The 26012-nt window shown below is 62.3% G+C and carries 23 protein-coding genes and 1 pseudogene; 15 read left to right on the top strand and 9 right to left on the bottom strand.

Annotation, left to right across the window (positions count from 1 at the left end; all coding sequences use genetic code 11):
- Positions 1 to 11: 11 nt before the first annotated feature.
- The 6 genes and pseudogenes from hemC (at position 12) to QMK47_RS28470 (ending at position 5677) form a co-directional block, all read left to right on the top strand.
- Positions 12 to 953, top strand: a complete 942-nt coding sequence (hemC, locus tag QMK47_RS28495) for a hydroxymethylbilane synthase (RefSeq protein ID WP_253470334.1) — start codon at positions 12 to 14, stop codon at positions 951 to 953.
- A pseudogene (locus QMK47_RS28490) lies at positions 950 to 1696 on the top strand (uroporphyrinogen-III synthase); the annotation flags it as partial. The gene hemC and the pseudogene QMK47_RS28490, both read left to right, overlap by 4 nt.
- 36 nt (positions 1697 to 1732) lie before the next feature.
- A complete protein-coding gene (locus QMK47_RS28485; RefSeq protein ID WP_253478339.1) occupies positions 1733 to 2866 on the top strand; it encodes a uroporphyrinogen-III C-methyltransferase in 1134 nt (377 codons plus the stop codon).
- Positions 2863 to 4110, top strand: coding sequence for a heme biosynthesis protein HemY (locus tag QMK47_RS28480; protein WP_214510082.1), 1248 nt, complete (start codon positions 2863 to 2865; stop codon positions 4108 to 4110). Before QMK47_RS28485 ends, QMK47_RS28480 begins: the two co-directional genes overlap by 4 nt.
- 391 nt (positions 4111 to 4501) lie before the next feature.
- Positions 4502 to 5044 carry a disulfide bond formation protein B gene (locus tag QMK47_RS28475; RefSeq protein ID WP_253470330.1) on the top strand — a complete coding sequence of 181 codons (543 nt, stop codon included), beginning with the start codon at positions 4502 to 4504 and terminating at the stop codon, positions 5042 to 5044.
- Positions 5045 to 5218: 174 nt separating this feature from the next.
- Positions 5219 to 5677: an Rsd/AlgQ family anti-sigma factor gene (locus tag QMK47_RS28470; RefSeq protein ID WP_003206770.1), complete on the top strand. Its 459-nt coding sequence runs from the start codon at positions 5219 to 5221 to the stop codon at positions 5675 to 5677.
- A gap of 59 nt (positions 5678 to 5736) precedes the next feature.
- Here the strand turns inward: QMK47_RS28470 and QMK47_RS28465 are convergent, their stop codons facing one another.
- Positions 5737 to 6402, bottom strand: a complete 666-nt coding sequence (locus QMK47_RS28465; protein WP_253470329.1) for an FKBP-type peptidyl-prolyl cis-trans isomerase — start codon at positions 6400 to 6402, stop codon at positions 5737 to 5739.
- Positions 6403 to 6593: 191 nt separating this feature from the next.
- On the opposite strand from QMK47_RS28465, the gene QMK47_RS28460 reads away from it, so the two are divergent.
- A complete protein-coding gene (locus tag QMK47_RS28460; RefSeq protein WP_258689763.1) occupies positions 6594 to 7754 on the top strand; it encodes an AlgP family protein in 1161 nt (386 codons plus the stop codon).
- Here QMK47_RS28460 and QMK47_RS28455 read toward each other — a convergent pair.
- A complete protein-coding gene (locus tag QMK47_RS28455; protein ID WP_258689753.1) occupies positions 7751 to 8215 on the bottom strand; it encodes a TIGR02444 family protein in 465 nt (154 codons plus the stop codon). The two genes, QMK47_RS28460 and QMK47_RS28455, sit on opposite strands and share 4 nt — an antisense overlap.
- Positions 8216 to 8265: 50 nt before the next feature.
- On the opposite strand from QMK47_RS28455, the gene QMK47_RS28450 reads away from it, so the two are divergent.
- The 3 genes from QMK47_RS28450 (at position 8266) to rhtB (ending at position 11535) form a co-directional block, all read left to right on the top strand.
- Entirely contained in the window at positions 8266 to 10176 is a 1911-nt protein-coding gene (locus QMK47_RS28450; RefSeq protein WP_320389614.1) for an ATP-binding cassette domain-containing protein, read from the top strand.
- Positions 10176 to 10757, top strand: a complete 582-nt coding sequence (locus QMK47_RS28445; RefSeq protein WP_212798107.1) for a mechanosensitive ion channel family protein — start codon at positions 10176 to 10178, stop codon at positions 10755 to 10757. Before QMK47_RS28450 ends, QMK47_RS28445 begins: the two co-directional genes overlap by 1 nt.
- 145 nt (positions 10758 to 10902) lie before the next feature.
- On the top strand, positions 10903 to 11535 hold the full coding sequence (rhtB, locus tag QMK47_RS28440) for a homoserine/homoserine lactone efflux protein (protein ID WP_214510076.1): 633 nt from the start codon (positions 10903 to 10905) through the stop codon (positions 11533 to 11535).
- 217 nt (positions 11536 to 11752) lie between these two features.
- Here the strand turns inward: rhtB and QMK47_RS28435 are convergent, their stop codons facing one another.
- The 4 genes from QMK47_RS28435 to QMK47_RS28420 form a co-directional block, all read right to left on the bottom strand.
- Positions 11753 to 12496, bottom strand: coding sequence for a penicillin-binding protein activator LpoB (locus tag QMK47_RS28435; RefSeq protein ID WP_253470325.1), 744 nt, complete (start codon positions 12494 to 12496; stop codon positions 11753 to 11755).
- Positions 12497 to 12499: 3 nt separating this feature from the next.
- Positions 12500 to 13087 carry a penicillin-binding protein activator LpoB gene (lpoB, locus tag QMK47_RS28430; RefSeq protein ID WP_003177333.1) on the bottom strand — a complete coding sequence of 196 codons (588 nt, stop codon included), beginning with the start codon at positions 13085 to 13087 and terminating at the stop codon, positions 12500 to 12502.
- Positions 13088 to 13240: 153 nt separating this feature from the next.
- Positions 13241 to 13612 carry a YcfL family protein gene (locus QMK47_RS28425; protein WP_003206754.1) on the bottom strand — a complete coding sequence of 124 codons (372 nt, stop codon included), beginning with the start codon at positions 13610 to 13612 and terminating at the stop codon, positions 13241 to 13243.
- An 18-nt stretch (positions 13613 to 13630) separates the two neighbouring features.
- Positions 13631 to 15025, bottom strand: a complete 1395-nt coding sequence (locus QMK47_RS28420; RefSeq protein WP_214510074.1) for a COG3014 family protein — start codon at positions 15023 to 15025, stop codon at positions 13631 to 13633.
- Positions 15026 to 15338: 313 nt separating this feature from the next.
- On the opposite strand from QMK47_RS28420, the gene QMK47_RS28415 reads away from it, so the two are divergent.
- Together QMK47_RS28415 and QMK47_RS28410 are read left to right on the top strand one after the other, a co-directional pair.
- Positions 15339 to 17237, top strand: coding sequence for an FTR1 family protein (locus QMK47_RS28415; RefSeq protein WP_258689739.1), 1899 nt, complete (start codon positions 15339 to 15341; stop codon positions 17235 to 17237).
- A 108-nt stretch (positions 17238 to 17345) separates the two neighbouring features.
- Entirely contained in the window at positions 17346 to 17801 is a 456-nt protein-coding gene (locus QMK47_RS28410; RefSeq protein ID WP_253470322.1) for a YaiI/YqxD family protein, read from the top strand.
- A 119-nt stretch (positions 17802 to 17920) separates the two neighbouring features.
- Here the strand turns inward: QMK47_RS28410 and elbB are convergent, their stop codons facing one another.
- On the bottom strand, positions 17921 to 18589 hold the full coding sequence (gene elbB / locus QMK47_RS28405; protein ID WP_253470319.1) for an isoprenoid biosynthesis glyoxalase ElbB: 669 nt from the start codon (positions 18587 to 18589) through the stop codon (positions 17921 to 17923).
- 123 nt (positions 18590 to 18712) lie between these two features.
- Here elbB and QMK47_RS28400 point away from each other — a divergent pair, with 123 nt between their 5' ends.
- Positions 18713 to 19948 carry a sterol desaturase family protein gene (locus tag QMK47_RS28400; RefSeq protein ID WP_253470318.1) on the top strand — a complete coding sequence of 412 codons (1236 nt, stop codon included), beginning with the start codon at positions 18713 to 18715 and terminating at the stop codon, positions 19946 to 19948.
- Here the strand turns inward: QMK47_RS28400 and QMK47_RS28395 are convergent.
- Entirely contained in the window at positions 19929 to 20552 is a 624-nt protein-coding gene (locus QMK47_RS28395; RefSeq protein ID WP_077507219.1) for a DedA family protein, read from the bottom strand. The genes QMK47_RS28400 and QMK47_RS28395 overlap by 20 nt on opposite strands.
- 205 nt (positions 20553 to 20757) lie before the next feature.
- Between QMK47_RS28395 and hemB the strand changes: the two genes are divergently transcribed.
- Both hemB and ppk1 read left to right on the top strand, forming a co-directional pair.
- On the top strand, positions 20758 to 21771 hold the full coding sequence (hemB, locus tag QMK47_RS28390) for a porphobilinogen synthase (protein WP_063323855.1): 1014 nt from the start codon (positions 20758 to 20760) through the stop codon (positions 21769 to 21771).
- A gap of 17 nt (positions 21772 to 21788) precedes the next feature.
- Positions 21789 to 24005: a polyphosphate kinase 1 gene (gene ppk1 / locus QMK47_RS28385; protein ID WP_214510069.1), complete on the top strand. Its 2217-nt coding sequence runs from the start codon at positions 21789 to 21791 to the stop codon at positions 24003 to 24005.
- Between the two features lie 230 nt (positions 24006 to 24235).
- Here ppk1 and ppx read toward each other — a convergent pair whose 3' ends face one another.
- Entirely contained in the window at positions 24236 to 25738 is a 1503-nt protein-coding gene (gene ppx, locus QMK47_RS28380) for an exopolyphosphatase (protein WP_258689723.1), read from the bottom strand.
- Positions 25739 to 26012: the final 274 nt, after the last annotated feature.

The following is a 26012-nucleotide window of genomic DNA, read 5'->3' as shown; positions in this document are numbered from 1 at the left end:
CGGATTGATCCATGTCCCCTCGCGAGATCCGCATCGCCACCCGTAAAAGTGCCTTGGCCCTCTGGCAGGCCGAATACGTCAAAGCCCGCCTGGAAGCGGCCCATCCCGGCCTGATCGTGACCCTGGTGCCCATGGTCAGTCGCGGTGACAAGCTGCTGGATTCGCCGCTGTCGAAGATCGGCGGCAAGGGCCTGTTCGTCAAGGAACTGGAAACCGCGTTGCTGGACAACGAAGCCGACATCGCCGTGCATTCGATGAAAGACGTGCCCATGGACTTCCCCGAAGGCCTGGGCCTGTTCTGCATCTGCGAGCGGGAAGACCCACGCGATGCGTTCGTCTCCAACACGTTCTCCAGTCTTGAAGCACTGCCTGCCGGGAGCGTGGTCGGCACTTCCAGCCTGCGTCGCCAGGCACAGTTGCTGACTCGCCGTCCGGACCTGCAAATCCGTTTCCTGCGCGGTAACGTCAATACGCGCCTGGCCAAGCTCGATGCCGGTGAGTACGACGCGATCATTCTCGCCGCCGCCGGCCTGATCCGCCTGGGCTTTGAAGATCGCATCACCTCGGCCATCAGCGTCGACGACAGCCTGCCGGCCGGTGGACAAGGGGCGGTGGGCATCGAGTGCCGCAGCGCCGACCGCGACATCCACGCCTTGCTGGCGCCGCTGCACCATGAAGACACCGCTACGCGGGTCTTCGCCGAACGTGCCCTCAACAAACACCTCAATGGCGGTTGCCAAGTGCCGATCGCCTGTTACGCCGTGCTGGAAGGCGAACAGGTCTGGTTGCGCGGCCTGGTGGGGGATCCCAACGGTGGCCGGCTGCTCAGCGCCGAAGCCCGGGCGCCGCGCCACGATGCCGAGGCGTTGGGCGTGCGGGTGGCCGAAGACCTGTTGAGCCAGGGCGCCGCCGACATTCTCAAGGCGGTCTACGGCGAGGCCGGCCACACGTGACGGGTTGGCGGCTGCTGCTCACCCGGCCGGCGGACGAGTCGTCGGCGCTGGCGGCTGTCCTGGCCGAAGCGGGGGTCTACAGCAGCAGCCTGCCCTTGCTGGATATCGAGCCGGTCCCGCTATCCGATGCCGGACGGGCGATATTCCAGGCGCTGGACCAATACTCTGCCGTGATCGTCGTCAGCAAACCGGCCGCACGCCTGTGCGTCGAGTTGCTGCGCCAGTACTGGCCCCAGCCTCCAGACCAACCATGGTTCAGCGTGGGCGCGGCCACCGGACAGATTCTCGTCGATGCCGGCCTCATGGTGTTTTATCCCGATAACGGCGATGACAGCGAAGCCTTGCTGGAACACTTGGTCTTGCGCCAGGCTGTTGCGCGGCCCGACCCCAAGGTGTTGATCGTGCGGGGCGAGGGCGGGCGTGGCTTGCTGGCAGAGCGTTTGCGCGAGCAAGGTGCTAGTGTCGATTATCTGGAATTGTACCGCCGCCACTTGCCCGATTACGGCGAAGGGGCGTTGCCGGCGAAAGTCGAAGCGGAACGCTTGAACGCACTGGTGGTCAGCAGTGGGCAGGGCTTCGAGCATCTGCAGCGGCTGGCCGGCGATGCGTGGCCGGCCCTGGCGCGGTTACCGTTGTTTGTTCCAAGCCCAAGGGTTGCCGAGATGGCGCGTGCCGCCGGGGCCCGAACAGTTGTGGATTGTCGTGGCGCCAATGCCGCGGCTTTGCTGGCGGCGTTACGGGAACACTCCGTGCCGTTTTCTAATGCAAAGGATGGATACGTGAGCGAAACAGCCTTGCCAAAAGAAGATCTAGACCAGCCAGCGATCGATGCGCCGGTTGAAACTCCGCCTCCAGTGGCGCCGCGTCGCGGTAACGGGTTGGCCATTGTTGCATTGCTGCTCGGGGCTGCTGGCGTGGCCGTGGGCGGTTGGGGCGTGTGGCAGGTGCGTCATCTGCAAACCAATAACCAGCAGCAGTCCGCCCAGGTCCAGGCACTGAATGACCAGGCCCAGAGCCTCAAGCTCAACGAGCAACGCCTGAGCGAGCGCCTGGCGCAATTGCCCCCGGCCGAAGAGCTGGAGGAGCGGCGGCGCCTGGTGGCCCAGTTGCAAAGTGACCAGCAGCACCTGAACCAGCGCCTGGAAACCGTGCTCGGTGCCAGCCGCAAGGATTGGCGCCTGGCGGAGGCCGAGCACTTGTTGCGCCTGGCCAGCCTGCGTCTTTCTGCCCTGCAGGACATCAACAGTGCCCAGGCGCTGGTCCAGGGGGCGGACGAAATCCTGCGCGAGCAGAACGACCCCGGTTCGTTCGCCGCCCGCGAGCAACTGGCCAAGACCCTCGCCGCGTTGCGCAGCACCGAGCAACCGGATCGCACCGGGCTGTTCCTGCAACTGGGCGCCTTGCGTGACCAGGTCCTGGAGCTGACCGAGCTGGCGCCCGAGTACAAGGACCGCGGTGAATCCCTGCTGGGCCTGACCGCCGACGGCGATGGCGCCAGTCGTTGGGCGCAGTGGTGGGACCAGATCTCGCGCTATATCCGTATCGACTTCAACGCCGATGAGAATGTTCGTCCGCTGCTGGCCGGGCAAAGCCTCGTGCAAGTGCGCCTGGCCTTGAGCCTGGCGCTGGAGCAGGCGCAATGGGCCGCCCTCAATGGTCAGGCGCCGGTCTACACCCAGGCGCTGACCGAGGCTCGGGACGTGTTGAAGAACAACTTCAACCAGGACAACCCGCAAAGCAAGATCATGCTCGAACGCGTGGGTGAGCTGTCCAAGCAGCCGGTGACGGTGGTCACCCCGGACCTGACGGGCACGCTGAGCAGCGTCCAGGCTTACCTTGAGCGCCGCGACCTCAATGCCCAGGAATCGGTCAAGCCGCTGCCCGCGCCTGGCGCGCAGGAGGCCACGCCATGAAGCGTCTCTACGTGATTCTGTTCGTGGTCATCGCTGCCGCTGCCTTGCTGGGCGTGGCGATTGCCGAGCATTCGGGTTACGTGCTGGTGGCGTACAAGAACTTCCGTTATGAAGCCGGCCTGTGGGTCACCCTGGCGCTGGTGGCGGTGCTCTGGCTGGTGTGGCGAGGCCTGAGGGCGCTGATCGGGCTGGTGACTACGTCCAGCGGCGTGGTCAACCCGTGGTCGCGGCGCAACCGCAGCCGGCGGGTGCAAGTGGCGATCGAGCACGGCCAGTTGGACCTGGCCGAAGGTCGCTGGGCCAGTGCCCAACGACACCTGCATCGTGCGGCCGAAGCCGAGCGCCAGCCGCTGCTGTATTACCTCGGTGCTGCCCGTGCGGCCAACGAACAAGGTCTCTACGAACAGAGCGACAGTTTGCTCGAGCGCGCCCTGGAGCGTCAGCCCCAGGCGGAACTGGCCATTGCCCTGACGCACGCGCAACTGCAGACGGACCGAGGCGACACCGACGGCGCGTTGACCACGCTGCAGGCCATGCATGAGCGTCATCCCCATAACGTCCAGGTCCTGCGCCAATTGCAACGACTGCATCAGCAGCGCGGCGACTGGTCGGCATTGATCCGGCTGTTGCCGGAGCTGCGCAAGGACAAGGTCCTGCCGCCAGCTGAACTGGCGGAACTGGAACGTCGTGCCTGGGGTGAAAACCTCACCCTGGCAGCCCACCGTGAGGAGGACGGCAGCGTCGGTTTGCAGTCGCTCAATCGCGCCTGGCAACAACTGACCTCCGCGCAGCGCCAGGAGTCGGCGCTGGTGCTGGCCTATGCCGAGCAGTTGCGCCAGTTGGGGGCCCAGGTCGAGGCCGAAGAGGTGCTGCGAAGTGCGCTCAAGCGTCACTACGACAGCCATCTGGCGCGCTTGTATGGGTTGGTTCGGGGCAATGATCCTGTCCGTCAGTTGCAAACGGCCGAAGGCTGGCTCAAGGATCATCCGGCTGATCCAAGCCTGCTGCTGACCCTGGGGCGCCTATGCCTGCAGAACAGTTTGTGGGGCAAGGCGCGGGACTATCTGGAAAGCAGCTTGCGCGTCCAACGCAACCCCGAAGCCTGTGCTGAACTGGCGCGATTGCTGGCGCAACTGGGCGATGCCGAGCGTAGCAACCAGTTGTTCCAGGAGGGGTTGGGGCTGCTGGACGAGCGCCTGCTGGCCGCGCCGTTGCCGGTTCCGGCTCAGGTGTTGTCCACTTGAGAGGGGCATGATTCATTCTTGAAAATGGTATGAACCATTGTGGCGAGGGAGCTTGCTCCCGCTCGGCTGAGAGGCCTGTGGTGAATTGAAGATCGCCATCGCGAGCAAGCTCGCTCCCACATTTGATCCCTGGCCACCGCCAACCCCTGTGGGAGCGAGCTTGCTCGCGATGACATCCCCCCAGGCAACCCAGAACCGGGTGCGAATACCGCCCTGGTTTTGGGGCTTTGGTCATGCCATCAGTAAAGTCCTACAGCCCATCGCGCTGAATCCTCTTTGGCCTGTCGGGAATTCCCTACATCCCTGGTGAAGTGTCTGCGCGGGCCTGCCTTGAAAGGCCCGAGGGCTTTCCTCTACCGTAACTGCTTGTCTCTTCTGTTACGGAACCGCCATGTCTTTGGCCAGCTCACGCTTCTTGTTTTTCATGGCTTCCATCGCCGCAGCCCTGGCTTTGGGCATCGCCACTTATCTGGAGTATTCGGTCGGCCTGACGCCTTGCAGCCTGTGTGTCTTGCAGCGGTTGTGCCTGATGCTGTTCCTGGCGAACAGCCTTGTGGCATGCGTACACGGTCCAGGCCAAAGAGGCAGTCTCTTCTATGGTGCGGCAGGGTTGGTTTTTGCGACGGGGGGAATGACCCTGGCAGGGCGCCAGGTCTTGATGCAAAGCCATTCGTTCGAGCCGTTTCCTGATTGTGTTGCCCAGCCCAAGCTGATGGATTCGTGGTGGTGCGCGTTGCATCGCGTCCTCGACGGCGCGGTCGATTGCGCGAATATCACCTGGACGCTGTTTGACCTGAGTATCCCCGAATGGAGCCTGTTGTTTTTTCTCGCGGTGTCCAGCGCGATGGCCTATCTACTGCTGCGCCTTGCCTGGAGTGCTCTGGTACGACCGCTCAGCGGCGATACGTCGCAGATGCTCCGGGCCGTGGATTAAACACTTGTATGAACATTATCTCCTGCGTACCTTGAAGCCATTGTCGTGCGGGCATAATCTGGCCCGCACGTGTTATTGGAATTGTGTCGCTCGATCATGTTGTGTCTGGCTTGTCCCTGATCATCAGGCGTGCACAGGCTGCGAGTGGCATGACTCACAAGGGAAGAAATCACCATGCTCGAAAGTTGTCAGAATGCTCAGGAACGCTGGGGTGGGGTGCATCTGCTGATCGATCGCTGGCTGCAGGAGCGTCACGAACTGGTTCGGGCCTACGATGCCCTCGGCGATAAGCCTGAAGCGCTGAGCGAAAGCCGCAAACCCTTGCAGGAGTTCTGCGGTGTGCTGGTCGACTATGTGTCTGCCGGTCATTTCGAGATCTACGAACAACTGACGGGCGAGGCCAAGGCCTTCAACGACAAGCGCGGCTTGGAACTCGCCGAGCAGATCTACCCGCGCATCGACGTCATCACCGAAAAGTTGCTGGCGTTCAACGACCTGTGCGATGAAGGCAAGTGCGTAGCGGAAAAATTCAAGGAGCTGGGCGGCTTGCTGCACGAGCGTTTCGAACTGGAAGACTGCCTGATCGAAGTGCTGCACAACGCTCACAAGGAAGAAGCCGCGGTCCAGGCCTGACGGTTTCGCGGTCATGAAAAAACGGTGCGCATTGCGCACCGTTTTTTATTGGGTCGGCGTCAGGTCGTCGCGCCCAACAATTCGATTTCAAACACCAGTGGCGTGAACGGCGGGATCACATCTCCCGCCCCTTCGGCGCCATAGGCCAGGGTCGACGGAATCACCAGCCGCCATTTTGCGCCTACCGGCATTTGCGGCAATGCACTGCGCCAGCCGTCAATCACGCTGTCGAGGTTGAACCACTGCGCCTGGTGGTTGGAATCGAATACGGTGCCGTCCGGCAAGCGACCGGTATACAGCACCTGGACCTTGCCGTGAGGGCCGGCCTTCGCGCCGTGGCCTGGCTTGATCTCGGTCAGCAGGATGCCGTCTGCGAGTTGCTGGACGCCGGGACGGTTCTTTTCTTCATTGAGAAATTTCTGCTCCGTTTTCAACGCGGCGTCGATCTGTGGCGTTGTCGATTGCGAATTCAGTTGTGCCTGGTGCTCGGCCAGGATCTGTTCGATGCGTTCATCCTTGAGGGCCAGCGGCTTGCCCAGGTAGGCCTGTTGCAAGCCTTCGACCAAGGCTTTGATCTGCAGGTCCGGCACGTCCTGGCGCAGGCGTTCGCCGAGGCTCGCGCCCAGGCTGTAAGCCAAATCGTGGGCATCGTTTGCGCTGGGTTTTTCAACGGCCTGGACCGTCGAGCAAACCATGCACAGGAATAAAAACAGGTGACGCGACATGTGTGCTCTCCGGCCTCGAATCGAGGAATTATGCCAGTGCCGATATCTATAGAGGTGGATTGCCAAGGCACTGGCGCAGAAGATTTTTCGTCCCTTGCAACGCAACGTCTTGTGTACTGTCAACATGCCCTAGCGGCGGTTGAAGCAGAGGTCTAGTATGAGCCGCACTCACGTCAGTCAGGAGGTAAACCATGTCGGCCACCAAGAAGCCTGTAAACACTCCGTTGCACTTGCTCCAACAACTCTCGGGCAGCTTGCTCGAACATCTGGAAAATGCCTGCTCCCAAGCCCTGGCTGATGCTGAAAAACTGCTCGCCAAACTTGAAAAACAACGCGGCAAAGCGCAAGAAAAACTGCATAAGTCGCGCACCAAATTGCAAGACGCAGCCACCGCTGGCAAGGCCAAGGCACAAGCCAAGGCCAAAGAGGTCGTGAAAGAACTCGAAGACCTGCTCGATGCCTTGAAGGATCGTCAGTCCGAGACCCGCACCTACATTCTGCAACTCAAGCGTGATGCCCAGGAAAGCCTGAAACTGGCCCAGGGTGTCGGTCGTGTTCAAGAAGCCGCAGGCAAGGCGCTGACGCTTCGTGCTGCCAAGCCTGCCGCTGTATCGGCCAAGAAGCCGGCGGCTAAACCCGTCGCGGCAAAAGCTGCGGCCAAAGTCGCTGCCAAGCCTGCTGCCAAACCGGTCGCTGCCAGTGCTGCAAAACCTGCGGCAAAAAAACCAGTTGTCAAAGCGGCGGCCAAGCCTGCCGCAAAAACGGCGGCCGCTAAACCTGCTGCCGCCAAGCCCGCTGTAAAAGCTGCTGCAAAACCCGCCGCCAAACCTGCGGCAAAAGCTGCTGCAAAACCAGCGGCAAAAGCTGCGGTCAAACCTGCCGCTAAAACCGCCGCCGCCAAACCTGCCGCGACGAAAACCGCTGCCGCTAAACCTGCTGCCAAAGCGGCGGTAAAAGCCACTGCAAAACCTGCTACCGCCAAGCCTGCTGCCAAACCAGCAGCGAAGCCTGCGGCAACCAAAACGGCTGCGGCCAAGCCCGCTGCGAAAACGGCTGCCAAGCCAGTCGCTACCAAAGCACCCGCCAAAGTAGCGGCTAAACCCGCTGCGGCAAAACCGGCTGCCAAGCCAGCTGTTGCGAAGCCGGCCGCTGCAAAACCTGCCGCCAAGCCAGCGGCCAAGCCTGCCGTGAAAAAGCCAGCCGCCGCAAAACCTGCGACTGCGCCAGCCGCCAAGCCAGCGACACCGGCTCCGACCGCGGCACCGGCTCCAACCGCCAGCACTCCGGCCGCGGCGACCAGCCCATCCGCCGCCGTTGCGCCGAGCAGCAGCACCCCAACCAGCGCTTCCTAAGTGCCGGACACCGCGACGCGCAGCTGATGCAGCGCGTCGCGGCTCGCTGGCCCGGCATTCGCCGCCAGCCCTTGCAGCCATTGCGCTGAATCGTTCTGTTGTGTCCCGGGCCAATCCTTGGCCAGTGCTTCCAATCGCTCCAGCAATTGCCGTTCGGCTGCCAACTCCAGTTGTTTGACTTGCTCGCGCAGGCCATTGAGTGCCGTGTCCTGGAGGGCACTGGTTTTCCATTGGCGACGAAGCGTGCGCAGTGGCCGCACCACCTCGGCATCCCAAGGCTTGGCCAATCGTCGAAGCTGCTGCAGCCTGTGTTCATTGCAGGCCACGCCGCGCTGCGCCAGCCACAGGCCGCACAGCAGCAGGCAGACGTTGGCGCCGGCGTCTTGTGACGCCAGGCAGGCGGGCTCTACGCCAGGCTTGGCATAGAGGTCGAGGGAAAAGCTCCACAGGTCTGGGGACATCGTGCTACTCGCGCCAGTTGCGAGCGAAGCTGGTAGACTCCGCCGCCATTATGATCCGACTTCAGAACCTGACTTTACAGCGTGGCCCGCAACGTCTGCTAGAAGACGCCGAGCTGACCCTGCACGCCGGCCACAAAGCCGGCCTCATCGGTGCCAACGGCGCCGGCAAATCGAGCCTGTTCGCCTTGCTGCGAGGCGAGCTGCACCCGGACTCGGGTGATTGCCTGTTGCCGGCTGATTGGCGCATCGCCCACATGCGCCAGGAGGTCGACACCCTCGAGCGCCTGGCGGTGGACTACGTGCTCGATGGCGACCTGCGCCTGCGCCAGGTACAACGCGACCTGGCTGCGGCCGAAGCGACCCACGACGGTGCCGCACAGGCCCGCCTGCACGCGGAACTCGACAGCGCCGACGGCTACACCGCCGATGCCCGTGCGCGCAAATTGCTCGCCGGCCTGGGCTTTACCAATGAGCAGATGGATCGCCAGGTCGGAGACTTCTCCGGTGGCTGGCGGATGCGCCTGAACCTGGCCCAGGCCTTGATGTGTCCTTCGGATCTGCTGTTGCTCGATGAGCCGACCAACCACTTGGACCTCGACGCCATCATCTGGCTCGAAGACTGGCTCAAGAGTTACCCGGGCACGCTGCTGCTGATTTCCCACGACCGTGATTTCCTCGACGCGGTGGTGGATCACGTGGCCCATGTCGATCAGCGCAAGCTCACCTTGTACCGCGGCGGCTACAGCGCCTTCGAGCGCGCGCGTGCCGAACGCCTGGCCCAGCAACAGCAGGCCTACGAGAAGCAACAGGCGCAACGTGCGCACATGGAAAGCTACATCGCCCGCTTCAAGGCCCAGGCCACCAAGGCCCGCCAGGCCCAAAGCCGGATCAAGGCGCTGGAGCGGATGGAAGAGTTGTCGGCGGCCCACGTCGATTCGCCGTTCGATTTTGTCTTCCGCGAATCGACCAAGATTTCCAGCCCGTTGATCGACCTGTCCGACGCGCGCCTGGGCTATGGCGACAAGACCGTGCTGGAGAAGGTCAAGCTGCAACTGACCCCGGGTGCGCGGATCGGTCTGCTGGGGCCCAACGGTGCCGGTAAATCGACCCTGATCAAGAACCTTTCCGGCGAACTCGAGCCTCTGGCCGGGCGCCTGACCCGGGGCGAGAACACGGTGGTCGGCTACTTCGCCCAGCATCAGCTCGACTCCCTGGATTCCAAGGCCAGCCCGCTGTTGCACCTGCAACGCCTGGCACCGACCGAGCGCGAGCAGGTCCTGCGCGATTTTCTCGGCGGTTTCGATTTCCGCGGGGCGCGCATCGACGAACCGGTGCTGAATTTCTCCGGTGGCGAAAAGGCGCGCCTGGCACTGGCGTTGATCGCCTGGGGCCGGCCAAACCTGTTGCTGCTCGACGAACCGACCAACCACCTGGACCTGGAGATGCGCCTGGCCCTGACCCTGGCCTTGCAGGAATTCAGTGGCGCGGTACTGGTGGTGTCCCACGATCGGCATTTGCTCAAGAGCACCACGGATAATTTCTTCCTGGTGGCCGACGGCAAGGTCGAGGAGTTCGACGGCGACCTGGAAGACTACGCCCGTTGGCTGGTGGAATACCGTCAGCGCAACGCGCCGGTCAGCAGCACGCCGGTCAATCCGGACAAGACCGACAAGAAAGCCCAGCGCCAGGCCGCCGCCGCATTGCGCCAGCAACTGGCGCCGCACAAGCGTGAGGCCGACAAACTCGAAGCCGAGTTGGGCAAGCTGCATGAAAAACTGCAAAAGATCGAAACCAGCCTTGGCGACAGTGGTCTCTACGAGGCGGCGCGCAAGGATGAGTTGCGCGACCTGCTGGCCGAGCAGGCCAAGCTGAAGGTTCGGGAAGCGGAGCTCGAGGAGGCGTGGATGCAAGCGCTGGAACTGCTGGAAAACCTGCAAGCGGAGCTGGAGGCGTTGTCCTGATGGAAGCGTTGGCGCTGCCTGTACCCGTCATGTGGATCGAACCGATCTGGCTGGGCGTGCAAATCCTGCTGATCCTGCTGGCCGGTTATGTTGCGCAGCGTGTCGTGGCGCGGACCCTTACAGGCCTGGGTGAGCGTTACCCGTTCCCACCCCAACTGGTCATTATCCTGCGGGGTGTGCTGCGCTGGCTGATCATGGGCACTGCGGTGCTGGTGGTGCTCGAACGCTTGGGCGTCTCGGCCACGGTGCTGTGGACTGCACTGTCGGGCTTCGTTGCGGTGGCAGCGGTGGCGTTCTTTGCCATCTGGAGCGTGCTGTCGAACCTGTTCTGCGCCGTTTTGATCTACACCGTCGGCCCGTTTCGCCTGGGCGATGTGGTCGAACTGGTGGACACCACCGACAAGCCCGGCATCAAGGGGCGCGTGGTGGCGATCAATCTGCTGTACACCACGCTGATCGAACCCGAGGAACTCGGCACCGGCAGCGCCATGGTGCAAGTGCCCAACAGCCTGTTCTTCCAGCGTTCGGTGCGGCGCTGGCGCGGCAGCGAGGCGTTTCCGGTGGGTGGGTTCGTCGAATAACGCATAGGGCCGCTTCGCGGCCCAGCGGGAGCAAGCTCCCTCGCCACGGTTCATACCGGCTTAATTGCTTGTGCAAAAAACGGTGGTCAACGGCCTGGTGGCGCATTAGCTTAGTCGTTTCGACGAATTCGAGCCGGGGAGTGCAATGGTGCTGGAAACATGGCTGGCGTTTTTCGCTGCGTGCTGGGTGATCAGTCTTTCGCCGGGTGCCGGCGCTATTGCATCGATGTCCAGCGGGCTGCGCTATGGCTTCTGGCGTGGTTACTGGAACGCCTTGGGCCTGCAATTGGGGCTGGCCTCGCAAATCGTGGTCGTCGCCGCCGGTGTTGGCGCGATTCTTACGGCGTCGGCCACTGCGTTCTATGCAATCAAATGGTTCGGCGTGGCCTACCTGGTCTACCTGGGTGTCAAACAGTGGCGCGCCATTCCCGGTGAAATGACTGACGATACGGGCCCGCGGCCTATCGGCAAGCCCTTGGCCCTGGTGTTTCGCGGCTTCCTGGTCAACATCAGCAACCCCAAGGCGCTGGTGTTCATGCTGGCGGTGTTGCCGCAGTTCATCAATCCCCATGCCCCGTTGATCCAGCAATACCTGATCCTGGGTGTCACCATGGTCGTCGTCGACCTCATCGTCATGGCCGGGTACACCGGGCTGGCGTCCAAAGTCTTGCGGCTGTTGCGCACCCCGAAACAGCAGCGGCGAATGAACCGTGCCTTTGCGGGTATGTTCATTGGCGCGGCGGGTTTGCTGGCGACGATCAGAAAGGCCGCTGCATAAAGCACGGCCTGCGGCGAGGTAGCTTTTGTAGGTGGTTTTTGTGGCGAGGGAGCTTGCTCCCGCTCGGTTGCGCAGCGACCGCAAAATCTTGGGGCCGCTTCGCAGCCCAGCGGGAGCAAGCTCCCTCGCCACAAAAGCAAAAGCATCCAGCTCATCACAAAAGCAAAAGCATCCAACTCGCCACAGAAGCAGCTGAAGAGCTACCCGACGGTAAGGCTCAACGCAAAATCACCGGCGCCGTATCCCGTGGCAGGTTGTTGCGCTGTATCGGCTCGCTGGGTTGTTGGTAGCTCGGGCCGCCGAGCTGTTCGCTCAGTTGCCGCGCCACGTCTTCCCCCAGGGCCTTGGACACATCGCGCACCACCCGCGGACGGTTGAGGCTGATGTGCACGTCCCGGTGGTTCAACAGCTTGGTGTCCTGGCCTTCACCCATGGCCGTAAAGGCCGAGGTGATTTCGTAGGTCTTGGTGTTGATCAGGCTGAAGTCTGCCACCAGGGTCAGTGCCAGCACCGCCGAGTAGCTGTCGGTATTGGCCAGCTCGTTGATGTCGCGGGTGAAGTCGATGTCCGACACCGTGCCGAACAGCACGTAGTCGGCACCCTTGAAGTTCCCGGCCTTGATGCGCTTGATCACGTCATAGACGTCGCCCTTGGACGCCGCCGTGTAGGGCGTGCCCTGGGTCAGCTGGAACATCCCGCTGCGCAGGATCTCGCCCTTGATGTCGCCAGTGAACTTGCGCAGCTCGCCCTGCTCGATGTAGCTGCTGGTGGCTTCCATCTCGTCGTAGCTCGAGGAAGCGCTGGCGCTGTAAGGGTTCGCCTGGAAGTTGCTCTGCGCTGAAACGGTGTGGATGTACTCCTCCACCCGCTCCTGGAACGCAAGGTCGGTCACTGCGACTTTCGGGGCCGCCTGCGCGCCAAATGCGCAGGCCAGGGCCATGATACCTATCCATGTGCGCATGGCTTAACGCTCCGTGGTCTTGCGGATTTCTTTTTCGTCCATCCACTCGGCCAGACCGCTTTCGACGTCGATCAATTGCAGGCTGAATTTGTAGAAGACGTCCTTGTAGTCGCTGCTGCGCTTGACGATCGAGCTGATGGAGCCTTCGAGGCGGTACTTGGCAGCGATCATGTTGCCGGTCTTGGCCACGGTGCTTTTCTTGTACAGGCCGCTCTGGTTCTGCAGCTTGAGCTGGTCGACCTGGCTGTCCATGGCGGTGTTGTCGCTGGCGAAGCGGGCAGCGCCGGTCTTCATCAGCTGGGTCTTGATGCTGGTGGTGATTTCACGGGTGTCGATGTATTCGCTGGTCTTGTTCTTCACGTCATAGACCTGGACCACCGGGCGACCCTGCAGGATGCCGGACTGGGCCAGGGAGCGGGTCATGGACTCGGCGATCATTTGCAGGTCGGTGGAGCCGAACTCGTTGGTCACGGTTTCCACGGCCTTGGTGTCGCCGTAGCTGATGTTCTTGTTGCCCAGGACCGGCGAGTTGTTGGCGCAACCGCTGACCAGCAAGGCGGCGAGGGCGAGGGAGGAAATGCGTACAAACATGTGGGTGCTCTCGAAAACTGAAAAAGGAGTAACGCGTCACTCGGGCGTTTTTTGTGGGAGCGAGCTTGCTCGCGATAGCTGTGTGTCAGTCACATCATGGCTGGCTGATCCAGCGCTATCGCGAGCAAGCTCGCTCCCACAGTTTTTTGCGTCTTACGGGGTATTGATTTCCAAGCGGAAATCCACCGCCTTGGGTGTCGGTGCGATGGCCGGCAGGAAACTGGTCTGTTCGCCGTACAGCGTCAGGCTTTTCCAGGTTTCTTCCTCGGCGATCGGAAAGCCTTCCGGCCCCAGCCAGGCAAAGCGGTAATACATCGTCTTGTTGTTGTAGCTGGTGTTGCTCAACTGGACATTGACGGTCATGTAGCCGTTTTCCCGGGCCACGCGCATGGCGCCGACCACAATGTTCTTGGTCTTGCCCATCGCCACGACCTTGCTGGCGGCGCTGCCCGGCTCCGGTGGTGGCGGGGTGGCGCAACCGGCCAGCAAGGCCAGGGCGCCGACGGCGATCAGTTTTAAACGCATGTGAACAAGACTCCGTTCTTAAGGTTGCTTGAGGGCAATGGCGGTCGGGTTGGCGCTTGGCATCACCTGGGCAGCCAGGCCACCGGCGAACACCTGGTTACCCACCGCCCGCAGGCTGATGACCTGGTAGCGCTGGTCGACGGTGACCTTGACCACCGAGCCGCCCACCGAACTTGGCAAGGTGACCTGGTGCTCGCCTTTCTTCAGGCGCAGGCGCACCACCTGGGTGTAGTCGGGCAGGGTGCGCCAGGTTCGGGTATCGGCACCTTCGAGTACGGCCGAGGTGAGGCCGACGGCCAGGCCGGCCAGGGGATTGGTGTCGTTGATCTGCTTTTGCGCCACGCCACGGGTGACGGCGCGCACGGTGGTGCGCAGGATGATGCCCGGCATGTCGTCGCGCAGGGCGCGGCGGGACATGGCGGTGGTGCTGTTGAGCTGGGTCAGGTCCAACTGGCGACCGTCGACACCGATCTGGCTGAAGGTGGCCGTGGAGGTGTCAGGCTTGATCAGCGGGAACGACAATGGCGTGATGACCACGTTGCCGCTGATCGGCAAGGGCAGGGGAATGCGGATCGAGTCCCGGGACGGGGCCAGGCCACTCTGCACCACGATCAGGATGTCGCTGTCATCGTTCTTGGCGGCAGGCTTGTCGAGATTGAGCAGGGCCTGCTCCAGCAGCGGCGTGTTGGGGCGCAGTTCGGCGGCCTTGCGGTAACCCGGTGCGGCCAGGTCCTTTTCACCCAGGGCTTCATAGACGAAGCCGGCCAGGTAATGGCTGAACGCGCTCTGGTAACTGTTTTTCAGGCTGACCACTTCCGGGGCGTCGAGGCTGGCCACCGGGTAACCCTTGAGGTCCTTGTATTCGGTCTTGACCCCTTGCTTCTCGGCGTCTTCCTCGCGCTTGAGGTATTCCTTGTCCCGCAGGTCGGCGATCACCGCTTCGCGTTCGTGGGTCTTCTTGATCTGGGTCCGCGCGCCGTCGAAGTCATTCACGGCCAGCAGGTTCAGCGCCATCTGCGTGGTCAGCATGACCTTTTCGTAATCGTAGCCTTCGTAGCGGCGGACTTTATCGTTGACCAGGAAGCTGCCGAACTGGGCCAGGTACTTGGCCGTGTCGAGTTTGACCGCGTCTTCCCATTGGCCAACCTGTTGATCGGCACTGGTCCAGGCCGTCTGGCTGCCGGACAGGTCGCCCTTGGCGCGCAGCAGCTCACCTTTCTCGAAGTAATACAGCAGGTCCTTGTCCTGGCTGGTGTTGTTCTTTTCCAGCAGCGTCAATGCGCCGTCGACGTTGCCGGAAGCCAGTTGCTGGTTGGTCTGGGCCAATTCGCTGTCGTAGTTGCGAAAGGCCGAACAGCCGGACAACAAGGTGATCGCACCGAGGGCGATCGAAAAAACGGCACGGGATGCCATGAACATTTCTTCCCTGAGTAACAGCCGGGGTTTGCGGGTCGGGCTGGAGCGATCCCACGGACAAACGTCGGGACGTTGTCGGTTCCTCATAAGAAGAGGAGCTTTTATGCCATCGAACAATAAGAAGGCGGCGCGATTATAAACATGGCGCTTGGCTATGTAATGGCTTTTCAATCTCGAAATGCTGTTTTTGTGACATCACCTCCAAAGCAGGAATCCGATGAAAATGTGCCGTCAAAGCACATCGGCTCTTGAGCCAAAGTCATTGGAAGTGAACAATGTGTTACTTCTTATTACCAATCGAGAGTCATTCATGACTGCGCCGTTCCGTTTCCTGGCCTGGCTTGCTCTGCCATTGCTTGCGCTGTGCAGCACGTCGCTGCTGGCCGACACCGTCGAGGGCGCCCCCCAGGCGCTGCATTTGCTGGATTACATCGGCGCGGATTACCCGGCGACAGTCGAGGCAGGCAAGGTCATCGAGGACGGGGAATACCGTGAGCAGCTGGAATTCACCCAGGTGCTGGCAGGGTTGATCGCCGGGCTGCCGGCCAAACCGGAAAAGGCTGAATTGACCCTGGGTATCGACACCTTGCGCAGCGCGATCACCCAGCGCCAGGACGGCGGCGATGTCGCGCGCCTGGCGCGGCAACTAGGGGCCAAGCTGGCGGTGGCATATGAAGTCAGCCAGGCGCCGGTCATCACCCCCGATCCCTCCCGTGGTGCGCCGCTGTATGCCCAGCATTGCTCGGTGTGCCATGGGGCCAACGGTGCCGGCGACGGTCCAGCCGGTGTCGGCATGGAACCGCCGCCCGCCAACATGCGGGATGCCCAGCGCCTGGACCGCCTGAGTCTCTATGCGATCTACAACACCGTCGGCATGGGCATCGAAGGCACCGACATGCCGGCCTTCGCCGATCAGCTCGACGACCGTCAACGTTGGGACCTGGCGACCTACATCGCCAGCTTCAGCGCCGACCCGGCCGCCGCCAAAAGTGAACAGGTCTTCAACCTCGCTGACCTGGCGCGCCAGACCCCGGTCGAAGTCCTCGCCGCGCAAGGCCCCGCTGCGGCAGCGACGTTCCGTGCCCAGCGTGCCCAGCCGCCGCAGGTGCAACGTGGCCCGGCGCAGTTGCTCGACTACACGGCGGCCACCCTGGATAAAAGCATCGCGGCGTATCGTGCTGGTGACCACGACCAGGCCTACGATCTGTCGGTAGCGGCTTACCTGGAAGGTTTCGAGCTGGTGGAAAGCTCGCTGGATAACGTCGACGCCAACGTGCGCAAGGACACCGAAAAGTCCCTGATGGCCTACCGTCAGTCTTTGCAGGACGGTTTGCCAATCGAGCAGGCGGTACAGCGTCTGGACGCGGCCAAGGCCAAGTTGAAGGAGTCAGCCGGCCTGCTGGGCGGCGATGGCTTGAGCTGGTCGCTGAGCTACATCTCCGGGTTGCTGATTCTGCTGCGCGAAGGGCTGGAAGCGATCCTGGTGCTGGCGGCGATCTTGGCGTTCTTGCGCAACACTGGCCAGCAGTCGGCCGTGCGCAGCGTCAACGCCGGTTGGGGCCTGGCGCTGTTGGCCGGCCTGGCGACCTGGGGGCTGGCGGCGTATGTGATCGACGTCAGCGGTGCCCAGCGTGAGCTGCTTGAAGGCGCGACGGCGTTGTTCGCCAGTGTGATGGTGCTGTGGCTGGGCGTGTGGATGCACGACCGTCGCCACGCAGCGGCCTGGCAGGACTACATCAAGAGCAGCCTGGTGGGTGGCGGTGGTCGTTTTGGTTTTGCGATCCTGGCGTTCTTCTCGGTCTATCGCGAACTGTTCGAAGTGATCCTGTTCTACGAAACCCTGTGGTTGCAAGCGGGCCCCGCCGGGCACAACGCGGTGCTGGCCGGCGGCGCGACGGCGCTGGTGTTGTTGGTGGGGCTGGCCTGGGTGATCCTGCGCGGCTCGGCGAAACTGCCCCTGGCATTGTTTTTCAGCATCAATGCCGCGTTGCTGTGCGCGCTGTCGGTGGTATTCGCCGGTCATGGCGTGAAGGCGTTGCAGGAGGCCGGGATCTTCGGCACCCATCCGGTGGCGTTCTTCGACTTCGACTGGCTGGGCATTCATGCCGATGCCTATTCGCTGGCCGCTCAAGTGGTGGCGATCCTGGCGATCATGGTGCTGTATGGGCGCAGTTGGGTGGTGGAGAAGCGTCGGGTCCAGGTTTCCTGAAAAACATTAGCTGCGCTCATTATCGCGAGCAAGCTCGCTCCCACAGGATGTAGGCTGTCCTTGTGGGAGCGAGCTTGCTCGCGATGCATTTAAAGAGGAGCAACCCCAATGCGCGTATGGATCGACGCCGATGCCTGTCCCAAGGCCGCGAAGGAACTGGTGGTCAAGTTCGCCTTGAAGCGCAGGTTCGAGGTGGTGCTGGTGGCCGGTCAGCCGCAGATCAAGCCGGCCCTGGCCTGTGTGAAGCTGATCGTGGTGCCCAGTGGCCCTGATGCGGCGGACGATTACCTGGTGGAGCACGCCGAGCCGGGTGAACTGGTGATCTGCAGCGACGTGCCCTTGGCCGACCGGTTGGTGAAGAAGGGCGTCGCCGCCCTGGATCCACGAGGCAAGGAGTTCGATGCCCAGAACATGGGCGACCGACTGGCGGTGCGCAACCTGTTCACTGATTTGCGTGAACAGGGCCACATGGGCGGCGGCCCGGCGGCGTACAGCGAGCGGGACAAGCAGGGGTTTGCCAATGCCCTGGATCGGATCCTGACGCGCCTGACCCGATTGCCTTGAGTCATGCCCAAACCCCTGTGGAGCGAGCTTGCTCGCGATACGGTGTATCAGCCAATGCAAATGTAGCTGACCCACCGCTATCGCGAGCAAGCTCGCTCCACAGGAAAGGGGTGGTGGGGTCAGGCGTCGTTCTCGTGCGTCAGCTCCAACACCCGGTCCACCAGCTTGTTGATGCCGGAAGCCGCTTCGCTGATGTTCTGCGCCAGCATGTAGGCCGGGGTGCTGACCAGTTTGCGCGCGCGGTCTTCAACGATATCGGTGACGGCGCACTCTTCGTGAGTACCCCCCATTTTGGTCACTACGGCGGCAGTGTCGACGTCGTTGCCGATGGTGCAGACCACGCCCGGGCCGTAGATTTTCGCCGCCAGGGCCGGGGAGATGCAGATCAACCCGACCGGCTTGCCGGCCTCGGCAAAGGCCTCGGTCAGCGCGAGGACCTCTGGTTGGACCGTGCAGCCAGCACCTTCGACGGCAAAGTTGGAGAGGTTTTTCGCCGAGCCAAACCCACCGGGTATGATCAGGGCGTCGAAATCCTCGGCCTTGGCTTCACGCAAGTCCTTCACGTTGCCCCGGGCGATCCGCGCCGATTCCACCAACACGTTGCGGCTCTCGGGCATTTCCTCGCCGGTCAGGTGATTGATCACGTGCAACTGGGCAATGTTGGGGGCGAAGCACTGGACGTGAGCCCCACGCTGATCGAGACGCAGCAAGGTGATCACGCTTTCGTAGATCTCGGCGCCGTCATACACGCCACAGCCGGAAAGGATCACTGCAATTTTTTTGCTCATGGGCTTTTCTCCAGATTCATGGCGTTAAATGTCTACTAATTTGTCACTCGTTGCCATAGGGGGATCGGGCAGCTACACCTAATCTGCCGACTATCTCCCTGCCTTGCATGTCCGGGTTGCGTCATGAACTTCATCCTGTATGCCGTGCCGTTCTTCTTCGTGTTGATCGCCGTCGAGTTGCTGGCCGATCGCTGGCGGGGCGTGAGCCACTACCGTGTGGCAGACGCGATCAACAGTTTGAGTACCGGCGTACTGTCGACCACTACGGGCCTTTTGACCAAAGGTGTGGGGCTGGTGACCTATGCCTTTGCGTTGAAGCACCTGGCTGTCATCGAACTGCCTGCCGATCGGGCCTGGACCTGGGTGTTTGCCTTTGTGCTCTATGACTTCTGCTATTACTGGCTGCACCGCATGGGCCATGAACGCAACATCCTCTGGGCCGCTCATTCGGTGCACCACCAGAGCGAGGACTACAACCTTTCCACGGCGTTGCGCCAGACCAGCACCGGGTTCCTGCTGAGCTGGATCTTCTACGTCCCGCTCGCCGTACTGGGCGTGCCGCTGGTGGTCTTTGTCAGCGTCGCGGCGTTGAATCTGCTGTACCAGTTCTGGGTCCACACCCAGCACATTCCCAAGCTCGGCTGGCTGGAGTGGTGCTTCGTCACGCCGTCCAATCATCGTGCCCACCATGCACAGAACCCTCTCTACATGGATCGCAACTACGGCGGGGTGTTCATTATTTGGGACCGTCTGTTTGGCACCTTCCAGGAAGAAGACGCCAACGAACCGGTGATTTTCGGCGTGACCACGCCGCTGGCGAGCTGGAATCCGCTGTGGGCCAACCTGCAGTTCTATGCACAGCTATGGGCGGATGCGCGGCGGGCCGGGCATTGGTGGGACAAGCTGCGGATCTGGTTCATGCCCACCGGTTGGCGACCGGCGGACGTCGCGGCCAGGTACCCGCTGAACAAGCCGGACTTGAGCCAGTTCCGCAAATTCGAAGTGCCGTTGGATGCTCGCCAGCAGTGGTACGTGGGGCTGCAGTTCTGCGCCTACATTGCCTTGGGCAGCTATCTGATGAACCTTGAAACCAGCCTGCCGGTCGCCGCCCTGGTGCTGGGTTGGGGCGCGGTGGCGTTTGGTCTGTTCGTGTTGGGCGTCGCCCTGGAGAATCGCCCGTGGGTGTTGCGGCTGGAGCTGTTGCGGCTAGCCTCGAACCTGCCGCTGGTATGGCTGGCGCCACTGGCCGGGTTGTGGCCGGCCAGCGCTGTGGCCTGGGCCGGGCTGCTCAGCTACAGCCTGCTCAGCGGCATCGGGCTGTATTGCTGCCGTACCCGGTTTACTCGGTTGGCGTCGTAGGTTCGCCGGACCTGGCTTGCTCCAGGCGCTCGGCTTCGAGGACTTTCCTGGCCAGGCGCGCAGTCTTGAGGCGTCGGCGCAGCCACAAGACCAGGCCCAGCACCAGCAGTGCGCCGAGTACCCACAATTCATACTTCTTGATGCTGCCCAGCATACCTTCGAGCACTGCGCCGAAGTGGTACGCGGCCGCGGCCAACGCCGTGGCCCAGATCGCCGCACCGATGCCGTTGAGCAACAGGTAACGACCCGGCGGATAGCCTGACAGGCCGATCGCCACTGGCATCACCGTGCGCAGGCCATAGACGAAACGGAAGCTCAGGACCCAGATGTCCGGATGCCGGCGAATATGCTCCAGCGCCCGATCCCCCATCAACTGCCAGCGCGGTTTGCGCGCCAAGAGCTTGCGCCCGTGCTTGCGCCCCAGGAAATACCACAGCTGATCGCCCGCGTAGCTGCCGCAGAACGCCACGACGACGACCAGGTTGATGTCCATGTAGCCGCGGAACGCCAGGAAACCTGCGAGCACGAGGATGGTTTCGCCTTCGAAGAACGTGCCGATAAACAGGGCCAAGTAGCCGAAGTCATGCAGAAATTGTTGGAGCATTGTCTGGGTGCTGGCGAAATGAACGCGCAGCCTAACCCTTCAGGCACATTCAGGAAAGTATCGAAATGTGTCTCGACGTGAACAATTCCTACAATGACAATAACTGCGACGACAGGACGCAGGTGCACATAACTGTAATGTCTTCGTCATAATGGGCGCTTATAACTGTCACGCTCGCCCGTCAGCACGGGCTCAGGAGTCTGCCGTGAGCTTTACCCCCGCCAATCGTCTGTTCCCTGCTACCCGCCTGCGTCGCAACCGCCGTGATGAGTTCTCGCGTCGGCTGGTGCGTGAAAACGTGCTGACCACCAATGATCTGATCCTGCCGGTATTCGTGCTGGACGGTGAGAACCGTCGCGAAGCGGTGGCGTCGATGCCCGGGGTGGAACGCCTGACCATCGACCTGCTGCTCGAAGAGGCCGCCCACTGGGTCGAGCTGGGCATTCCGGCGCTGGCGCTGTTCCCGGTCACACCGCCGACACTCAAGTCCCTGGACGCAGCCGAAGCCTGGAACCCGGAGGGCATCGCCCAACGCGCGACCCGCGCCCTGCGTGCGCGCTTCCCGGAGCTGGGGGTGATCACCGACGTGGCGCTGGACCCGTTCACCACCCACGGGCAGGACGGTATCCTCGATGAAGAAGGCTACGTGCAGAACGACATTACCGTCGATGCACTGGTCAGGCAGGCGCTGTCCCATGCCGAGGCCGGAGCCCAGGTGGTGGCGCCGTCGGACATGATGGACGGGCGCATCCAGGCGATCCGCGAAGCCCTCGAGGTGGCCGGTCACGTCAACGTGCGGATCATGGCCTATTCGGCCAAGTACGCCAGCGCCTATTACGGCCCGTTCCGCGACGCGGTCGGCTCGGCCCTGAACCTGGGCAAGGCCAACAAGGCCTCTTATCAGATGGACCCGGCCAACAGTCAGGAAGCCTTGCACGAAGTGGCGGCTGACTTGTCAGAAGGGGCAGACATGGTCATGGTCAAGCCTGGCATGCCCTACCTCGACATTCTTTGCCGGGTCAAAGACGAATTCAAAGTGCCGACCTTTGTTTATCAGGTCAGCGGCGAGTACGCGATGCACATGGCCGCGATCCAGAACGGCTGGTTGGGCGAAGGGGTGATCCTGGAGTCCTTGACCGCTTTCAAGCGCGCAGGTGCTGATGGCATCCTGACTTACTTTGCTGTGCGCGCCGCCCAATTGTTACGAGAGCAGAAATAGCCTCCCAGGAACTTGCGATGAATACCGAAGGACTCTCCGAAGTTGCCGTAAAAGATGCTCAACCCGTGGTCGAGCAGATTGCCGAGACACCGCCGACGCTGGAGCCTGCTGCCCCGGCTGTCGTCGAGCCCGCACCGGCCCCGGCGATTGTGATTCCCAACCTGGATGACAGCAGCCTGTACATCCATCGGGAGCTGTCGCAACTGCAGTTCAACATCCGCGTGCTGGAGCAGGCGCTGGACGAGTCCTATCCGCTGCTGGAGCGGCTGAAGTTCCTGCTGATCTTTTCCAGCAACCTGGATGAGTTTTTCGAGATCCGCGTCGCCGGCCTGAAGAAGCAGATCACCTTCGCCCGTGAACAGGCCGGCGCCGATGGCCTGCAACCGCACCAGGCCCTGGCGCGCATCAGCGAGCTGGTCCACGGCCACGTTGACCGGCAATACGCGATCCTCAACGACATCCTGTTGCCGGAGCTGGAAAAGCACCAGGTGCGCTTCATCCGTCGCCGCAACTGGAACACCAAGATCAAGACCTGGGTGCGCCGCTATTTCCGCGACGAGATCGCGCCGATCATCACCCCGATCGGCCTCGATCCGACGCACCCGTTCCCGTTGCTGGTCAACAAGAGCCTGAACTTCATCGTCGAGCTCGAAGGCATCGACGCCTTCGGTCGCGATTCCGGCCTGGCGATCATTCCGGCGCCACGCCTGCTGCCGCGCATCATCCGCGTGCCGGAAGACGTCGGCGGCCCTGGCGACAATTATGTGTTCCTGTCGTCGATGATCCACGCCCACGCCGATGACCTGTTCCAGGGCATGAAGGTGAAGGGTTGCTACCAGTTCCGCCTGACCCGTAACGCCGACCTGTCGGTGGACACCGAGGACGTCGAAGACCTGGCCCGCGCCCTGCGCGGCGAGCTGTTCTCCCGTCGCTACGGTGATGCGGTGCGCCTGGAGGTGGCCGATACCTGCCCCAAACACCTGTCCGACTACCTGCTCAAGCAGTTCAACCTGCATGAGACCGAGCTGTATCAGGTCAACGGCCCGGTCAACCTGACCCGACTGTTCAGCATCACCGGCCTGGACAGCCATCCGGAGCTGCAGTACCTGCCGTTCACGCCGCAGATCCCGAAACTGCTGCAAAACAGCGAGAACATTTTCAGCGTGATCAGCAAGCAGGACATCCTGCTGTTGCACCCGTTCGAGTCGTTCACGCCGGTGGTCGACCTGCTGCGCCAGGCCGCCAAGGACCCCCACGTCCTGGCGGTGCGCCAGACCCTGTACCGCAGTGGCGCCAACTCGGAAATCGTCGATGCCCTGGTGGACGCGGCGCGCAACGGCAAGGAAGTCACGGCCGTGATCGAATTGCGCGCGCGCTTCGACGAGGAATCCAACCTGCAACTGGCCAGCCGCCTGCAAGCGGCCGGTGCGGTGGTGATCTACGGCGTGGTCGGCTTCAAGACCCACGCCAAGATGATGCTCATCCTGCGCCGTGAGGCCGGTGAGATCGTGCGTTACGCCCACTTGGGCACCGGTAACTACCACGCCGCCAACGCCCGCCTGTACACCGACTACAGTTTGCTGACCTCTGACGATGCCTTGTGCGAAGACGTCGGCAAGCTGTTCAGCCAGTTGATCGGCATGGGCAAGACCCTGCGCATGAAGAAGCTGCTGCATGCGCCGTTCACCCTGAAAAAGGGCATGCTCGACATGATCGCCCGGGAGACGCAGTTCGCCCTGGACGGCAAGCCGGCCCACATCATCGCCAAGTTCAACTCGCTGACCGACCCGAAGATCATTCGTGCGTTGTACAAGGCCAGCCAGTCGGGCGTGCGCATCGACCTGGTGGTGCGGGGCATGTGCTGCCTGCGGCCGGGTATCCCGGGGGTGTCCCACAACATCCACGTACGCTCGATCATCGGGCGCTTCCTGGAACATACGCGGGTGTTCTACTTCCTCAACGGCGGTGAGGAGCAGATGTTCCTGTCCAGCGCCGACTGGATGGAGCGCAACCTCGACAAGCGGGTCGAGACCTGCTTCCCGGTGGAAGGCAAGAAGCTGATCCTGCGGGTCAAGAAGGAGCTGGAAAGCTACCTCACCGACAACACCCACAGCTGGAGCCTGCAGTCGGATGGCCGTTACATCCGCAACACGCCGACCGGCAACCAGAACCCGCGCAGCGCCCAGGCGACGTTGCTCGAGCGCTTGAGCAGCCCGGTGTTGGCGGTTCGTTAAAAACTCGGTGGGCGGCGGCAGGCTCAGCTTTTGTGGCGAGGGGATTTATCCCCGCTGGGCAGCGCTGTAGGAGCTGCCGAAGGCTGCGATCTTTTGATCTTTCGCTTGGGACTCAAGTGTCTGGGGAAAGATCGCAGCCTCGCTGCACTCGACAGCTCCTACACAGCCAGCGGGGATAAATCCCCTCGCCACAGGGGGGCTGCTGGGCCACAAGGGACTTCAGCAAGCAATCAGTGAATGTTCAGCACAATCCCGACCCGGGTCAGCCAGTCGGCTTCCTGGGCGAAGTCGGCCTGGGTCAGTTGATTCTCTTCCAGCCAATTTTCGGGAAACAGCACATCCAACTGATCGCCATTGGCGTGCAGGACCACCTGGGGCATTTCCTGGGTGCCACGGATGTGGTGGAACAGGATCGCAAAGCGCAGCAGCACGCACAGGCGAATCAGCTTGATGCCGTCATCGCCGAACTCGGCAAATTTATCCTTGGGAATGTTGCGTCGATGGCCGCGTACCAACAGCGCGAGCATTTGCTGGTCTTCCCGGGAGAAACCCGCCAGGTCCGAATGCTCGATCAGGTAGGCGCCGTGCTTGTGGTAGTGATAGTGGGCAATGTCCAGGCCCACTTCATGGACCTTGGCGGCCCAGCCCAGCAACTCGCGCCACACCCCGTCGTTCAAGTCCCAGTCATCGGCGACCTGGTCGAAGGCATGTAGCGCCTTGCGCTCGACCCGTACGGCTTGTTCCAGGTCGACGTGATAACGCTCCATGAGCGAGCCCAGGGTGCGTTCGCGCACGTCTTCGTGATGATGACGCCCCAGCAGGTCATACAGCACGCCTTCGCGCAGGGCGCCTTCACAGTGGTCCATGCGTTGCAGTTCGAGGGCGTCGAAAATCGCCTCGAGGATGGCCAGGCCCGCGGGGAAAATCGCCCGGCGGTCGGGCTTGATGCCTTCGAAATCGATCTTGTCCGCTTCGCCGAGCTTGAACACCCTGCGCTTGAGCCAGGCCAGGCCCTCGGCGTTGACCTCGCCAGTGCCGTGACCGCCGGCCTTGAGAGCCAGGCCGATGGCCCGAATGGTCCCCGAGGAGCCGATGGCTTCGTCCCAGGTCAGGCGGTGCAGGGCGTGTTCGATGCTCATGATTTCCAGGCGCGCCGCCGTGTAGGCCTGGGCGTAGCGGGCCGGGGTGATCTTGCCGTCGCGGAAATAGCGCTGGGTGTAGCTGACGCAACCCATCTGCAGGCTTTCGCGCAGCAGCGGTTCGAAGCGCTGGCCGATGATGAATTCGGTACTGCCGCCACCGATGTCCGCCACCAGACGCTTGCCCGGCGTGTCGGCCAAGGTGTGGGAGACGCCCAGATAGATCAGGCGCGCTTCTTCACGGCCGGAAATGACTTCCACCGGATGCCCGAGGATTTCTTCAGCGCGGCGGATGAACTCGCCACGGTTGCGCGCCTCGCGCAGCGCGTTGGTACCCACGATCCGCACCGCGCCCAGGGGCATACCGTTGATCAGTTGGGCAAACCGCTTGAGGCAATCGAGCCCGCGCTGGATGGATTCTTCGCTCAGCTTTCGCTCTTCGTCGATACCGGCGGCCAGTTGGACCTTCTCGCCAAGCCGCTCAAGAATGCGGATTTCCCCGTTCTGGGCCTTGGCGACGACCATGTGGAAGCTGTTGGAGCCCAGGTCTATGGCAGCGATCAGGGACAGATTCTTGGCTTGGGATGGCGGCATGGTCAAAAAGTCTCGGTCGATAACCACGTCATCCTGCCACGATCAACCGCTGACGCCAACGCGCCTGAACCAAACCCTTGAGCCAGAGCAGCCTGCAGGGTGCCTTTGTGGCGAGGGAGCTTGCTCCCGCTGGGCCTGTAGGAGCTGTCGAGTGCAACGAGGCTGCGATCTTTCCGCTGCCCATTGAGTCATAAGCGAAAGATCAAAGATCAAAAGATCGCAGGCTTCGCCAGCTCCTACAGAACCGAGCGGGAGCAAGCTCCCTCGCCACAGA

This window comes from Pseudomonas sp. P9_35 (assembly GCF_034008205.1).
Classification (GTDB): domain Bacteria; phylum Pseudomonadota; class Gammaproteobacteria; order Pseudomonadales; family Pseudomonadaceae; genus Aquipseudomonas; species Aquipseudomonas kilonensis.
This window is presented reverse-complemented; position numbering and strand designations above follow the sequence as displayed.